15 protein-coding genes are annotated in these 14,110 nt (G+C 70.6%); 8 read left to right on the top strand and 7 right to left on the bottom strand.

Annotated features, from left to right (window positions below; translation table 11 throughout):
* On the bottom strand, nt 1–423 hold a 423-nt coding region (locus tag ACIA5D_RS50930), incomplete at its 3' end, for an IS6 family transposase (protein ID WP_396037977.1).
* 156 nt (nt 424–579) lie between these two features.
* Nucleotides 580–915, bottom strand: coding sequence for a DoxX family protein (locus ACIA5D_RS50925; protein WP_396037976.1), 336 nt, complete (start codon nt 913–915; stop codon nt 580–582).
* Between the two features lie 40 nt (nt 916–955).
* Between ACIA5D_RS50925 and ACIA5D_RS50920 the strand changes: the two genes are divergently transcribed.
* From ACIA5D_RS50920 to ACIA5D_RS50895, 6 genes are all read left to right on the top strand, one after another.
* Complete coding sequence (locus ACIA5D_RS50920; RefSeq protein WP_396037975.1) at nt 956–1,510, top strand: TetR/AcrR family transcriptional regulator; 555 nt, start codon at nt 956–958, stop codon at nt 1,508–1,510.
* A 197-nt stretch (nt 1,511–1,707) separates the two neighbouring features.
* Complete coding sequence (locus ACIA5D_RS50915; RefSeq protein ID WP_396037974.1) at nt 1,708–1,923, top strand: hypothetical protein; 216 nt, start codon at nt 1,708–1,710, stop codon at nt 1,921–1,923.
* Nucleotides 1,924–2,195: 272 nt separating this feature from the next.
* Nucleotides 2,196–2,351, top strand: a complete 156-nt coding sequence (locus ACIA5D_RS50910; protein WP_396037973.1) for a hypothetical protein — start codon at nt 2,196–2,198, stop codon at nt 2,349–2,351.
* A gap of 45 nt (nt 2,352–2,396) precedes the next feature.
* Nucleotides 2,397–2,645, top strand: coding sequence for a hypothetical protein (locus ACIA5D_RS50905; protein ID WP_396037972.1), 249 nt, complete (start codon nt 2,397–2,399; stop codon nt 2,643–2,645).
* A gap of 45 nt (nt 2,646–2,690) precedes the next feature.
* Entirely contained in the window at nt 2,691–5,702 is a 3,012-nt protein-coding gene (locus ACIA5D_RS50900) for an FtsX-like permease family protein (protein WP_396037971.1), read from the top strand.
* Complete coding sequence (locus ACIA5D_RS50895; protein WP_396037970.1) at nt 5,699–8,704, top strand: FtsX-like permease family protein; 3,006 nt, start codon at nt 5,699–5,701, stop codon at nt 8,702–8,704. The genes ACIA5D_RS50900 and ACIA5D_RS50895 overlap by 4 nt, the downstream gene beginning before the upstream one ends.
* 538 nt (nt 8,705–9,242) lie before the next feature.
* Here the strand turns inward: ACIA5D_RS50895 and ACIA5D_RS50890 are convergent.
* The 3 genes from ACIA5D_RS50890 to ACIA5D_RS50880 form a co-directional block, all read right to left on the bottom strand.
* A complete protein-coding gene (locus ACIA5D_RS50890) occupies nt 9,243–9,755 on the bottom strand; it encodes an MMPL family transporter (RefSeq protein ID WP_396037969.1) in 513 nt (170 codons plus the stop codon).
* Between the two features lie 189 nt (nt 9,756–9,944).
* Nucleotides 9,945–10,514, bottom strand: coding sequence for an MMPL family transporter (locus ACIA5D_RS50885; RefSeq protein ID WP_396037968.1), 570 nt, complete (start codon nt 10,512–10,514; stop codon nt 9,945–9,947).
* Nucleotides 10,515–10,544: 30 nt separating this feature from the next.
* Nucleotides 10,545–11,015 carry a hypothetical protein gene (locus tag ACIA5D_RS50880; RefSeq protein WP_396037967.1) on the bottom strand — a complete coding sequence of 157 codons (471 nt, stop codon included), beginning with the start codon at nt 11,013–11,015 and terminating at the stop codon, nt 10,545–10,547.
* A 318-nt stretch (nt 11,016–11,333) separates the two neighbouring features.
* On the opposite strand from ACIA5D_RS50880, the gene ACIA5D_RS50875 reads away from it, so the two are divergent.
* Both ACIA5D_RS50875 and ACIA5D_RS50870 read left to right on the top strand, forming a co-directional pair.
* On the top strand, nt 11,334–11,597 hold the full coding sequence (locus tag ACIA5D_RS50875) for a transposase (protein ID WP_396037966.1): 264 nt from the start codon (nt 11,334–11,336) through the stop codon (nt 11,595–11,597).
* Nucleotides 11,598–11,662: 65 nt separating this feature from the next.
* Complete coding sequence (locus ACIA5D_RS50870; protein ID WP_396037964.1) at nt 11,663–12,907, top strand: IS256 family transposase; 1,245 nt, start codon at nt 11,663–11,665, stop codon at nt 12,905–12,907.
* 152 nt (nt 12,908–13,059) lie between these two features.
* Here ACIA5D_RS50870 and ACIA5D_RS50865 read toward each other — a convergent pair whose 3' ends face one another.
* Together ACIA5D_RS50865 and ACIA5D_RS50860 are read right to left on the bottom strand one after the other, a co-directional pair.
* The gene (locus ACIA5D_RS50865) at nt 13,060–13,413 is read right to left on the bottom strand and encodes a nuclear transport factor 2 family protein (RefSeq protein ID WP_396037963.1); all 354 of its coding nucleotides are present in this window, start codon (nt 13,411–13,413) and stop codon (nt 13,060–13,062) included.
* A gap of 46 nt (nt 13,414–13,459) precedes the next feature.
* Entirely contained in the window at nt 13,460–13,912 is a 453-nt protein-coding gene (locus tag ACIA5D_RS50860; RefSeq protein WP_396037962.1) for a transposase, read from the bottom strand.
* Between the last annotated feature and the right edge of the window lie 198 nt (nt 13,913–14,110).

Here is a 14,110-nt window from a genome sequence, read left to right as displayed (position 1 = left end):
CGGGATCACCGTCAACGTGCGGGGCGCACGGGTAAAGAACCGGCGCGCCGCTGCGGCATCGCGACGGGTCGAGACCAGCACGTCGATGACCTGGCCGTACTGGTCGATCGCCCGATAGGCGTAGCGCCAAACTCCGTTGACCTTCACGTAAGTCTCGTCGACGAACCAGCGGTCGCCCGGCGCGTGCCGGGCGGACCGGGCGGCGTCGGCCAGCAGCACAGTGAATCGCTGCACCCACCGGTAGACCGTGACGTGGTCGACCTCGATCCGGCGTTCGGCGAGCAGTTCCTCGACGTCGCGGTAGGACAGGCCGTAGCGCAGGTACCAGCGCACCGCCACCACGATCACCTCGGCCGGGAACCGGAACCCGGCAAACGCCGAGCGGGGAGGCGACCAAAGACGCGGCCGAGCGGCATGCTTCACCGAGCAAGCCTTGGACACTCCGGCCGGTGAACGCAACAGACCCGCGGCAGATATCCGGACGCCTCTGGCGCACTTCGCTCTGCTCATACGGACCCAAAACGACAGGCATTCGCGGTCGGCTGATGGCCGTCGCCTGGCCGGATGGCCATATGCCGGCTACGCGAGGTGAAGCGCCAGCACGGCCGCCGACAGCGCCAGAAATGCCACGGGCGTCGGCAACGGCTTGAGGTCTTGGTGGCGCACGTGTGCCACCACGGCCAGCACGAAGTAGACCAATAGGCCGGCAGCGGCGGCGACGCCCAGCGGCCGCCACCACAGGCCGGCCACGAGACCGGCGCCGCCGGTCGCCAGGATCAGCGCCAACAGGTTCAGCCGCCGCTCGGGCACGCCCACCCGCCGGTAGCTCTCGACGACGGCCGGGGCGTGCGTGAGCTTGCGGATCGCGACCACGAGCAGCAACACCGCCAGCAGCAGTGACACCACGGTCAGCATCTGCAGCCTCCCGAATCTAAACGTTTGTACAATTTACGCCGTGAGCCCTCAGCGCAGCAACCGGACCCAGCTGATCGACGGCACCCTGCGATGCCTGGAGCGCCTCCCGCCCGAGCGGGTCACCGCCCGCGCCATCGCCGACGAGTCCGGCGCCAACCTCGCCTCGATCACCTACCACTTCGGCTCCAAGGACGACCTCGTCACCGAGGCGGTCGTGGCCGGGCTCGACCGTTGGCTGACCGAGATCGCTGACGCCCTGGCCGGCGCGCATGACTACTTCCGTGCCATGGAGATCGTCGCGACCACTCGGCACCGGCATGCGGCTCTGGCCCGTACCTTCGTCGCCGCGCTGGCCCGTGCCCCCTACGACGAACGGGTTCGGAAGACCCTGGCCGCCGGCTTCAGCCGCACACGCCACGCCGTGGCCGCGGTCCTCAGCACCGGCACGGACACGGCCGGCATCGATGCCGCCGGGCTCGCCCTGGCCCTCTTCAACGGCCTGCTCTTCCAGACCCTGGTCGACCCGGGCCTGGCTATCGAGGGCGATCGGTTCCGCGTTGCCGAGGCCCGCCTGCACGAAATAGCCACGGCTTGATTTGGCTCCGCAGCCGTGGCCCGGCCGGGACTCACGCAGGCGAACTCACATCGACTGTTCCGCGCGTCTGCTCGTGGATCGCTCGAAACGCCAAGTGACTGTTGCCGTGGCCAGCACCGCTGCACGGCAGAGACGCGCACGTGACGTTGCGCCGGAATCACCGGTAGCCGTCCTCCCGCCTGCCTATGCTCGGCCGCGTGGCCCTCGTACGCACGTTGCGGAACACCGAGTACTGGCCGGACTTCAGCGCAATCGCGGTCCGCGACGGGGTCGGCTCGGATACCGATGAGCGGATCTCGGTGCCTGTCGGACTGCATGCCTACGACATCGGTATGGGCTTTGGAACCGCCGGGCTGGCGGGCGCGGGAGAATTCATGGTTTCGGGGCGACGGGCCGCATCAGGTGTGCCTTGAGGTCCACGACGCACCGGCCGAGCCGCCGGATGCTGCCTGGACGCAGGTGTTGGAGACTCCTTACCGATCACCGACGGGGACAGTCGGGCTGTCAAACATGACGGACGGTCCGGCCCTGAAGACCGTCGACCTGCTCGGCCGGGGCAGCTACCGGCTTCAGGCGTGCAGCCGGTGGGAGGGCGATCTGGGCGTGTGGCTCCTGCGCTGGTGGCCGTGCGTTCCCGAGCAGCCACCACGGTGGGTACGACGCGACCCGCCGTACGTGCCTTGGATTGGAATGTTCTTTCATCCTGGCCGGGTCCGTCGGCCTGGGCGGCGTGGTCGTCGAGAGCGGCCTGGCCGACATCCTGGCCCGTTCGATCGAGCAGGTCTCGGCCGGAAGCATGCCGATCGTCGTCGGGGCCTTCGCCGTGACAGGACGCTCATGACCAACCTGATCACCAACGCGGGCCGCCGCCGCGATCCTCGCCCCCGTGGCACCCGGCGTCGCCGCCAGGATGGCCTGGATCCCCATGCCGCTGCTGGCGCTGGTGGCCACCTCCATCTCGTTCACGTTCGTCAACCCGTTCAGCCACCAGACCAACCTGATGGTGATGGGCCCGGGGGGTTACAGCGCGCGAACTTTCGCCAAGTTCGGCGGCCCCCTCGTGCTCGTGTCGTTGGCCGCCGCCAGCGTCGTCACCTGGACCTGCTCCGGTAGCTCGTCTCCGTCTCCTGAGTAGACAGGGGACCCACAGAACTGTTCCGGTGACGTAGGCTCCCGGGTGATGTGGAGTCTCGTCATCGGGCTGGTGCGAGCCCGTACCGCGCAGGTTCTGACGATGCTCGTCCTCACCGCTCTGGCCGCCGCGGTTGCCGCGGCCGGCCCGTGGTTCGCGCTCGCGAGCATGAGCTCCGCCGCCGCGGCCGACGTCGCCGCGGCCCCGGCCGAGCAGCGCACGCTGTCGGTGCGGCAGAGCATCCACATCGACGGCGATCCCCGCGGCGCCATCGACCGGTTCATCGGGCAGGTCCGCGACATGGTCGCGCTGCCGTCTACCGAACCGGTCACCGGCCTGACGCTGTCCATGAACCTGATCCGCGGCCTCCGGACCGACACCCTGCCGGTGGCCTACCGCGACCAGTTCTGCGCCCACGTCCGGCTGCAGGGGCCGTGCCCGGCCGCCCCCGGCGAGGTGGCGATCAGCGCGACCGCCAGTCAGCGGCTCGGGCTGCGGCCCGGCGACCAGGCGATCGAACAGGTCTCGCTGGCCAGCCCGCACGTCACGTTCCGGATCGTGTCGATATACACCCCGGTCGAGCCGGACGGGCCGTACTGGAGCAACCGCCTCTTCCGCGCGTTCACCGGCCTCGACCCGGTGTTCACGCCGATCGAGACGTTCCGGCAAGAAGCGCTGGCCAACCCCACCGTCACGTACGACGTGCAGGTGCCGGAGGAACTGCTGCGCTCCGACGGCGGCTACGACCTCGCCTCGGTGCTGAACACCGCCGCCGCCCGGATGGGCCGGGAGCAGCTGTCCCTGATCAACTCCAGCGGGCCGCTGCTGACCGCGGTGGCGCGGGACCGGTCGACGGTGCGCACCACGGTCACCGTCTCGCTGGTGCAGGTGCTGATCGTGGCCTGGTTCGCGATCGGCCTGGCGGGCCGCTACACCGCGCGGGACAGACGCGGAGACACCGCCCTGCTGAAGCTCCGCGGCGCCACCCCGACCGGCCTGCTGCAGCTGGCGTGGGGCCAGCATCTGGTCCCACTGACCGCCGGCGCCATCGTCGGGCTGCCGCTCGGCTTCCTCCTGGCCCGGCTGCTGGCGGGGCCGGTCGGCAACCCGTCCGATCGGCGGTCGGCGCTGCTGTTGTCGGTGGTCGCGGCCATGGCGGTGCTGCTCGGCGCGCTGTTGGTGCTGCTCGTGCTGGAGGCCCTGGCCCAGCGGCAGCCGGTGGCCGAGCTGCTGCGACAGACCATGTCGGGTCGCGGCGACTGGAAGTCCGGACTGATCGATCTTCTGCTGATCGCGATCGCGGTCGGGGGGATCTATCAGGCCCGGGTCGGCAACGACGCGGGCGGGTTCGCCTTCGCCGCCCCGGCCCTAGTCGCCCTGGCGGTGGCGGTGCTGCTGGCCCGGCTGCTGTTCCGGATCGCCGACCGTGGCGGCGGCGCGGCCCTGCGGTCCGGCCGGCTGCGGCTCGGCCTGACCGCGGTGCAGATGTCCCGGCGGCCCGGCGCCGACCGGTTGTTCGCGCTGGTGGCCGTGGCGGTCGCGATGTTCACCACGGCGCTCGGCGGGTGGCTGGCCGACGGGGAGCACCGGGCCACCCGCAGCGCCGCCGAACTGGGTGCGCAGCGAGTGCTGACCGTGCGGGCCACCAGCCGTACGGAGCTGCAGCAGGCGGTCCGTCGCGCCGATCCGCAGGGACGGCAGGCGATGGCGGTCGTCGTCGACACCACGCAACTGCCCGCCGTTCTCGCCGTCGACAGCTCCCGGCTGGAGGCGGTCGCCCGCTGGCGTCCCGAGTTCGGCTCGGTCACGACCCTGCCGTCGGCGACCGCCGACAACCCCGGTCCGGCGCCCACGCCGGCCATCAGCGGCGACCGGCTGACCGTACGCGTGACGCACACCGGCGATGAGCCGGCCGCCCTCGGGCTCGTGGCGCAGCACGAGGCCACCGGGGTCGCGGTCCGTGTCTCCTTCGGAGTGCTCGGGGCGGGGGAGCAGACCATCAGCGCCCCGGTGACCGGCTGCACCGCCGCGCCGGGCTGCCGCATCGTGCGCTGGGAGGTGACCGCGCCCGGCCCGCTGGAACGAGCGCGGGCCGCCGAGTTCCCGACCACGGTGACCGTACGCGGGCTGACCCAGGAAAATCCGACCGCGACTGTCCTGGACGGCGCGGCCCTGTCCGACATCGACCGCTGGCGGGGCGGCGCGTCCGCCGGCGCGATGGACATCGGCACGTCGCGGGACGGCCTGCGGATGGCGGTCGACGAGAACCTGACCGGCTTGGCCCTGGCCGACTACCGGGTCTGGGCCGTCGACGTCGGGGTGCCGCTGCCGGTCGTGCTCGGCGGCGCGGTGCCCGACGGCTGGAGGTTCGGGGAGCCGGGCCTGTCGTTGCTGGGCGACGGGATCACCCCGGTACGGGTGGCCGGCACCGCCCGGGCGCTGCCGGTGCTCGGCTCCGACGGGGTGCTGACCGACCTCGACGCGACCCGGCGGATCATCGGTGACGCCGCGACCGGGGGGACCTTCCAGGTGTGGCTGTCCCCGGACGCCGGGCCGGGCGTGATCGCCGCGCTCGAGCGCAACGGGCTGGCCGTCCTGGGCGACGAGTCAGTCACCGGGCGGGCGAGCCGGCTGGCGCAGCAGGGCCCGTCGGCTGGTTCCCGGTTCGTGCTGCTGGCCACGACGATCGGAGTGCTGCTGGCGGCGCTGTCCATCGCCGTCGCCGGGGCGGTCGACTGGCGTACCCGGCTCGGCGAGATGACCGCCCTGCGGGTGCAGGGCCTGCCGCACCGGGCCGCGGTCGTGGCCAGCTGGGCCGGCACCGCCGGGCTGGTCCTCGCCGCCGTCGCCGGGGGCCTGATCGCGGCGGTGCTGGCCCGGCCACTTGCGCGTACCGCCTTGCCGCCGTTCTCCGACGGGTGGGCCGTGCTCGCCCCGCCGGGCCCGCTGAGCGCCGCCGCGGTCGCGCTGGCCGCACTGGTGGCCCTCGCCCTGCTGGGCCTCGCCGGCTGGCTGTCGACGCTCACCCTGCTGCGCCGCGTACGCGAGGGGACCCCGTGATCTCACTCGTGCTCGCCATGCTCTGGTCCCGCCGTGGCCAGGCTCTCACCCTGGCCCTGCTCGCGCTCTGCGCGGTCGCGGCCGCGGTCGCGGCGCCGGCCTATCTGACCGCGGCCGACCGGGCGGTCGCGGTGGGCCAGATCGCCAACGCGAGCTCGGCCGAGCGCAGCCTGGCCATCGTCGGCGTGCAGAACGACCGGGACGACGGCAATCAGATCGACTTCAAGGACATCGGCTCGGCCCTGATCGAGGTGCCCGGATTCTCCTACGTCTACGCGGCGGAGTTCACCGCGATGGGCCTCGAGCCGGGCCGGCAGAACGCGAGCCGGCTCGTGTTCCGCCAGGACACCTGCTCGCACGTCCGGATGGTCAGCGGTCGCTGCCCGGCCGCCGAGGGCGAGGTGATCGTCGGGGCGGCGACCGCCGACCGTCTGCACCTGCCGGCCGGCTGGCCGGCCACCCTGCGGGCGACCAAGTACAGCAACGATCCGAACAAGCCCGGCTACGTCCCGGACGGCAAGCCCAAGCAGCTGGTGATCACCGGGGTCTACCGGGTGACCGCGCCCGACGCGACGTACTGGGGTACACACGGATACTTCACCGCGGTCTCCGGGCTCGGGCCGGGCGAGCCGATCTTCACCAACGCGGCCACGTTCGACTCCATGGACCACGGCGACACCGCCAAGGCCATCGACGGCACGGCCGGCCCGGATGCGCTCGACCCGGACAACCTCGGCGCGCTGCGCGGTGGCCTGGCCACGCTGGACTCGGATCCGGCCGAGCTCGGCGCGTCGCTGCAGATCACGACCGAGATTCCGGCCATGCTCGACCGGATCGAAGCGGGCCGGGCCGCGGCCCATGTGCTGGTGCCCGTGCTCGCGGTGCCGCTGGTGCTGCTCGCCTGCTTCAGCATCTTCCTGGCCGTCGGCTACGGCATCGAGGCCCGGCAGCCGGAGCTCGCGGTGGTCGCGCTGCGCGGCGCCCGCTGGTGGACCCGCTGGTGGCTCGCGATCGGCGAGAACATCGCCGCCGTGGCGGCGGGCGCGGTCGCGGGGTGCGTCGCCGCTCAACTGATGGTCAACGCCGTCTCGACCGCCCGCCTCGGCGTCGGGGTGGACCCGGGCTGGAGCTCGTTGCAGTACGCGCCGTACGCCGCGCTGGCCGCGCTCGCCGCGGCCGTCCTCGCCCAGCGCCGGCAGCTGCTCCGCCCGGTCGCCACCCTGCTGCGCCGCAACGCCGTCGCCGTCCCGCGCGTGCCGGCTGTCGAGGCGGTGGTCGTGCTGCTCGCGGTCATGGCCACGGTGCAGCTGGTGCTCTCCGGCGGCACCCTGACCGGAGTCGGCCTGCTGGCGCCCGCCTTCCTCATGCTGGCCATCGCGGTGCTGGCCGCCCGCCTGTTGCTGCCGGCCGTCACCCGGTACGCCGTACGCGCGCTCGCCCGGGGCCACCTCGGCGCCGCGCTGGCCGCCTTCCAGCTGTCCCGCCGTCCGGGCGCCCAGCGGCTCTTCGCCCTCCTTGTCGCCACGGTCGCCGTGGCCGGGTACGCCGCCTGCGCCATCGACGTGGCGAACGGCGGCCGCACCGTGCAGTCCCGTCTCGGCATCGGCGCCGACCGGGTGCTCGACGTCGGCAACTCGGTCTTCCGCAGCCAGCTGCTGACCGCGGTCCGCAACGTCGACCCCGACGGCCGGTTCGCGATGGCGGTCGTGCGGCTGCCCAAGCTCGGCCCCACCGAGCCGCCCGGCCTGGCCGTCGACGCGACCCGCCTGGCCGCGGTCGCCAACTGGCCGTCCGGTGACCTTTCGGCGGCCGGCGTGGCGAACCGGCTGCATCCACAGGCCGTGGCGCCGCCGGTCTTCACCGGTTCGCCGATCGCCCTCGAGGCCACCGGCAGCGGCCTGGACGCGGATCAGGGGCTCCGGCTCGAGGCCGCGGTCTCGTCGACCACGGGGGCGGGCGACGCGGTCGTCCAGCTCGGCAAGCTCCGCAACGGGCTGTTCCGCTACCAGCAGCGGGTCGCGGCCTGCGAGAAAGGCTGCCGGCTCAACGGCCTCCAGATCGTCCAGGGCGGCCCGATGGGCAAGGTCACCGGCCGACTGGTGCTGCACTCGCTCAGCACGGCCGACCCGACCGGTCCGCTCACCGATCCGGCCCGCTGGCGAATGGCCCGGCACGGTACCGTCGGCGCCGACCCGGCCGGCCTGAGCATCACCCTGGCCGCGCCCGACGGCCTGCAGGGCGGGGCCTGGATCAACCCGGCCGACACGCCGTACCCGCTTCCCGCCGTCTGGTCGGGCGCCGCCCCGCTCGCCGGTTCGATCACCGGCGCGGGTGGCGGCCCGCAGCCGATCGCGCCGGCCGGCACGCTGTCGGCGGTGCCTGGGCTGGGTCGCCACGCCACCCTGGTCGATCTGGAGTGGGCCGACCGTCTCGCCGTCGACGCCGGCCGGGCCCTCGAACCCCAGGTCTGGCTGAGCCCGCGGGCGCCCGACGACATCGTCGACCGGCTCTCCGCGCAGGGCCTGCGGATCACCGGCGACACCCGGGCCGACCAGGTCGGCCGTCAGCTCGACCGGCAGGGCCCGGCGCTGTCGCTCTGGTTCTACGCCCTGGCCGGCGTGCTGTCGGTCCTGCTCGGCGGGGGCGCGCTGGTGCTGGCGGCCGCGGTGGACCGGGCTCGCCGGGTCGAGGACCTGTCGGCGCTGCGCGGCCAGGGGCTGAGACGGGGCCCGCTGGGCCGGGCGACGAGTTGGACCTACCCGGTGCTGGTCGCGATCGCCACCGTGGTCGGGCTGGTCACCGCCCTGATCGCGTGGCTGGCGACCGGCTGGGCCCTCCCACTGGCCGGCATCGAACCGCCCGACCTGCCCCTGCCGGCCTGGCCCGGGGCGCTCACCGTGCTCGAGGCGACGGTGATGGCGTTCCTGTTCCTCGTTCTCGTGGCGGCTGCCACGGGCCGGGATCTGCGCCGCCGAGTCATCGGGAAGAAACGACCGGGGTAGGGGTGCCCACCTTGCGGTAGGCACCCCTTCCGGATCACCGGTAGGTGATGTCGCTCCTGTTGACCTTGCAGTTGCTGGTGTTCCAGCCCTCGCCGAGGTAGATCGGCTCGCTTGCCCTTGGCGACGCCTTTGTACATGCCGCAGACGACGGCGCCGGGGTTGACGGTGACGCGCGTGATGGTGGCGGTGTCGCCCCAGTTGGTGTTGATGCCGACGACGTAGTCGACGCCGGTCAGCAGCACATTGCCGTAGCTGGTGCCGCTGGCCTTTGCTGGAGCCGTCGGGCCGCCGCCGAGGCTCAGGTTGTCAGCGGCCAAAGCGCAGGAGATCGGCAGCATCAGCGTGATCGCCGCCGCGGCGAGCGCGGTAGCTCCTCCAGCGACCCATCGGAGCGCGATTGGTCTCTTCATCGGTGTGTCGCCTCGTAGTCGAGAGCGCCGTGGCGTGGGTGGATTGGCCACAGGTAAGCGCTTTCCCGAGGATGGAGTCCGGTCGATATCAGAACAAGCACGTGCCAGATTTATGATGATATATGGTCTCATGCAGGTTGGCAAAGACCGGCTGCACGGGGCGGCGCGCCGGGCCGGGAAGATCCGGCCGACGTCGTGACGGCCACCAGGCCGCCGGCCCCAGCAGGGCGGTCATCCCGGGTATCAGCACCATCGAGGTGACGAAGGCCAAGATCAGTACGCCGAAGGCCACCGCGAACCCCGATCTGCTGGAGCAGCGTCGACAGTGTCAACGTGGCGAAACTACCGGCAAGGATCAGGCCGGCTGCCGGGACCGACGGACCGGTGTACCTGATCGCTCGGCGTACGGCCTGACGCGCCGGAGCACCGCCGAGCATCTCCTCGCGCAGCCGCGAGATCATCAGTACGTTGTAGTCGGTGCCGATCGAGGCGACGAACAGGTAGACCACCAGCGGGAGCTGGAAGCTCAGCCCGGGCCGGCCCGCGAGGACCTGGAACACCACGACCGCGCCGCCGAGGGTGGCGAGGAATCCCAGCACGACGCCGCCCATCAGGTAGAGCGGTGCGACGAAGCTGCGCACCAGCAGCAGGATCAGCGCGATCAGGGGCGCCCGGGAGCAGTCCGGTCACGCTCTGATCCAGCTGTAGGCCGGTCAGGTGCGCGGCCAGCACCAGCGCGCTCGACGCCGCGCCGCCCACGAAGATCACGGCGAGGACGGTGACCAGGGCGACGACCCAGCTGCGGAAGATCAGCAGAAGCAGGAGCAGGATCACCACCAGCATCCCGACCTGGACCAGCAGGACTCGCGTTCGGTGTCGACCACCGCGGCCGCGTCGCCGGTGAGGGAGATCCGCAGGCCGGTCCCGCGTACCGCGTCGCGGACGTGCGCCCGCAGGAGTTTCGTCGAGGCCACGACCTCCGGGCTGGCCGTCGGCTGGTCGAACGCCGCCTGTCCGATCATCACCTTGCCGTTGGGCGAGCGGGTTCCCGGATCGACCTGGACGCCGACGAGCGGGTTCTTCAGGTTGTTCGGCAGCTTCGCCGGAGCCTGCCGGCGAGCGTCGTCGGCGATAGCGACGGCGCGCTCGATGTCGGGCGGAGTGAGTGGTCCTCCATCGACGCGGGTGACCACGAGCTGCGCGCTGACCCCGGGAGGCCGGGGAAAGGCGCGGTCGGCGATGGCTTGGGCGGGGGTCGACTCGTACCGGTCGGGCAGGAAGGCGGTCTGCGCGGACGTACTCGTCTGCCAATGCTGGAACTGAGCGAGCACGCTGACGCCGGTCAGGGCCGAGATGACCAGGACCCAGCCGACAATGATCCACACCGGGTGGCGGACCACCCAGGGGGAGTGAACATGATGAGAGCTCCCTCATACGGAATCGAATTGATCCGGCCCAGCCTCATCACGCCCGTTGCGCGGCCGTTGTACGCCGGCCCCGCCCGCAACAACGGTGCAACCGGCCGCGCCAAGGCTCCGCGGCCATGATGTCTCTGCATCGGATGTCCCCCACGCTCGCCTGCGTGATCTGGACACGTTGTCGACTGTCTCGCCCGACCGCATGAACCAGAACTGTTCCCGGAATTCGGTCTCGTCCTCGTTCAGGAGCCGGAAGATGTCCTCGGGCGCACGGCCCGAGAAGGAACATGGCCTGACGTCGCCTTGACGCACCCGCTGCGCGTCCGAGCGCATGTGCCGGGAGAACGACGGGATTTGGACGACGTTGTCGTCAGTGGTCAGCCATCTGCCGGCAGCCCAAAGGTCGACGATGCGGAGTGAGGGCGACTTCACCTCGCCTACCTCGACGGCGAACGTGGCTCGGTCACCGATCTGCTGTGTCAATGAGACGGCGAGGCTAGCATCATCCCATCGCTTCCAGGACCGAATACTACGCTCTGTAACGCCTCGAAGCCCTCGGGTGCGCGATGAACGCGGCAGAACAATGCACTCCATCTTGGCGAATCTGACCCCCGGTCGAATCAATTCTTGAGTCACCCGTGTAGGCCGTCGACGCTAAGCCATTCCTGCTCGAATCACGGCTGCATCGGCCGCGGTGTCACCGTAGGCGTCGGGAGATCAGGGGCTGGTCGGCCCGCAGCGCCGACCCGGTCGACCTGCCCATCTTCCTAGAGCGCAGCTGATGGATCATCACGCATTACGGTGATCGATCGTTGGCGGGTTGTGGCTGGTGATTTGAGTGATCAGGAGTGGGGGCGGCTGGAGCCGTTGCTGCCGAGCTTGACGCCGCGGCGTGGCGGTCGGTGGCGTCCGCATCGGCAGGTCATCAACGGGATCTTGTGGCGTATCGACAACGGCGCGAAGTGGGACCAGATCCCGGAGCGCTATGGGCCGGCGAAGACCTGCTATGACCGATTCGCCCGGTGGGTCACGTCCACCGAAGTGGTGTATGACCTGGACTTCTAGGGACAAAGGAGGCGGCCACCGCAGATCCTTCGGATGGATTGAAGATCACGAAGGAGAGACCTGCGATGGCCGCAACAGAGAGTGTGAACGTCACCGGGCTGCTGAGCGAGCATCTGGAATCGGCGAGCCCTGATGTGCTGCGGGCGATGGTGAAAGCGTTCGCTGACGCGTTGATGTCGGCCGAGGCTGACGCGTTGTGCGGGGCCGGCTACGGCGAACGCAGCGTGGAGCGGACCAACTCGCGTAACGGCTACCGGCAGCGGGAGTGGGACACCCGGGCCGGCACGGTCGAGCTGGCGATCCCGAAGCTGCGGACCGGGTCGTACTTCCCGGACTGGCTGCTGGAACACCGCCGGCGGGCCGAGCAGGCCCTCGTCTCGGTGGTGGCCACCAGCTACCTGCTGGGCGTCTCGACGCGGCGGGTGGAGAAGCTGGTCGAGCAGCTCGGGGTCAAGCAGTTGTCCAAGAGCCAGGTCTCGGAGATGGCCCGCCATTTGGACGCGCAGGTCGAAGCGTTCCGTAACCGGCCGCTGGACGCCGGCCCGTACACGTTCGTGTGGGTCGACGCCCTGGTGATCAAAGTCAGGGAGCACGGCCGCACGGTCAACGTGCACGCTCTGGTCGCGGTCGGGGTCAACGCCGACGGCGGCCGGGAGGTGCTCGGCCTGGACGTGTCCTCCGATGAGGACGGGGCCGGCTGGCTGGCGTTCCTGCGCAGCCTGACGGCCCGCGGCCTGTCCGGGGTCCGGCTCGTGGTCTCCGACGCGCATCGCGGCCTGGTCTCGGCGATCGGCGCGGCGCTGCCCGGCGCGCAGTGGCAACGCTGCCGCACCCACTACCTGCGTAACCTGCTCGCCAAGGTGCCCAAGAGCGCGCAGCCGTGGGTTGCCACCCTGGTCCGCACGATCTTCGACCAGCCTGACGCCACGGCCGTCAGCCAGCAGTTCGACCGGGTCCTGGACACGATCGCCGCGAAGTTCCCGGACGCCGCCGAGCACCTCGACGACGCCCGCGGTGACCTGCTCGCCTTCACCGGCTTCCCCCGCGAGCTCTGGCGCCAGATCTGGTCGAACAACCCGCAGGAACGGCTGAACAAGGAGATCCGCCGCCGCACCGACGTCGTCGGGATCTTCCCGAACCGGGCCGCGATCATCCGCCTCGTCGGCGCCGTGCTCGCCGAGCAGACCGACGAATGGGTCGAAGGCCGCCGCTACATGGGCCTCGACATCCTCCGCAAAGCACGACTGACCACCATTGATACCGCACAACCCGACACCGAAATCACCGAAACAACCGCAATCGCCGCATAAGATCAACACACACGGATCGCGCTGGCCGCCTCTTAGACCCTGGTAAATAAAGAGGTTCGGGTGGTCGGCGACCAGGGCAGAGACGATGGTCGCGGTCATGTTCGGCGTGGTGGCGCGACATGAGGAAGGGCCCTCGGTAGGAGCGAAGGTGGCTAGGTTGTGAGCATGGTGACGATGGCAACGATCCGGCCGGCTCGGACCGTGATGATGTCGATGCCTCGGGCCACGGGTGCGTTCTCGGGGCCGAAGGCCCAAGCCAGCGCCCCGGTTTCCGCGCCGGCGTAGCGCGGGCCGTCGTCCGTGAAGGCGAAGGCCGGCGGCGCCTTGTCGAGCAGCTCGCGCGCCTTATCCTCGAGAGCGTTCCAGCCGCGAGTCACGCCCTCCGGGTCGGTGAACTCGATGTCCTCGGCGTAGATCTGCTCGATCATCGCCCGGCGCTTGTTGGCGTCCCGGTTGCCGAAGACCTCGTGCAGGTTCGCCGCCAGTAGGTCGCTGACAGTGCGCATGTCGGCCAGCGTACGCCGACCCATCAGACCCCGATAAATATGGGTTTCAGGTGTGTTGGTGGCGGGCGAGGCGCCGGGTCATGATGATGATCATGGACCATTGGACCATCGCGGCGTGGTGCTGTGGCAGGCGTTCGTAGTCGCGGACGGTGCGCCGGCAGCGGTTGATCCAGGAGAATGTCCGCTCGACGGCCCATCTGCGGTGCAGCACCACGAAGGTGTTCTGCCCGGCCAGTTTCGCCACGATCTGCACCCTCAGCCGTAGTTGATCGGCGGCCCAGCCGACGAGTTGGCCGGCGTAGCCGGAGTCGGCCCAGACCAGCCGGATGCCGGGGAAACAGGCGTGCAGGGCCCAGAGCAGCGGGCGGGCGCCGTCGCGGTCTTGCGTACCGGCGCCGGTGACCAGCACTGCGAGCAGTAGCCCGCAGGTGTCGACGGCGATGTGGCGTTTACGGCCGTTCACTTTCTTGCCGTTATCCCGGCGCCGGGATAAGGACAATTATCTGGGGCGGTCGGTTATGCCGGGCCAGGCCTTTCTGACGTGGTGCCGGAGCGGTTGGCCCGGCATAACTACAGGTTTTCCAGAAAAGCCAGGAGCGTGTCGGAATTTGTCAAGATCGGTGAGACCAGTGGGTGTTAAGCAGCGAGGGTCATGGCCTCGGGCTGGTCGGTGGCGGGTTCGGGTTTGTTGATCCAG

Origin of the sequence: Actinoplanes sp. NPDC051513 (assembly GCF_044454685.1) — a bacterium.
Classification (GTDB): Bacteria; Actinomycetota; Actinomycetes; order Mycobacteriales; family Micromonosporaceae; genus Actinoplanes.
The sequence above is the reverse complement of the archived record's forward strand: the minus strand, read 5'-3'. Positions and strand labels throughout refer to the sequence as shown.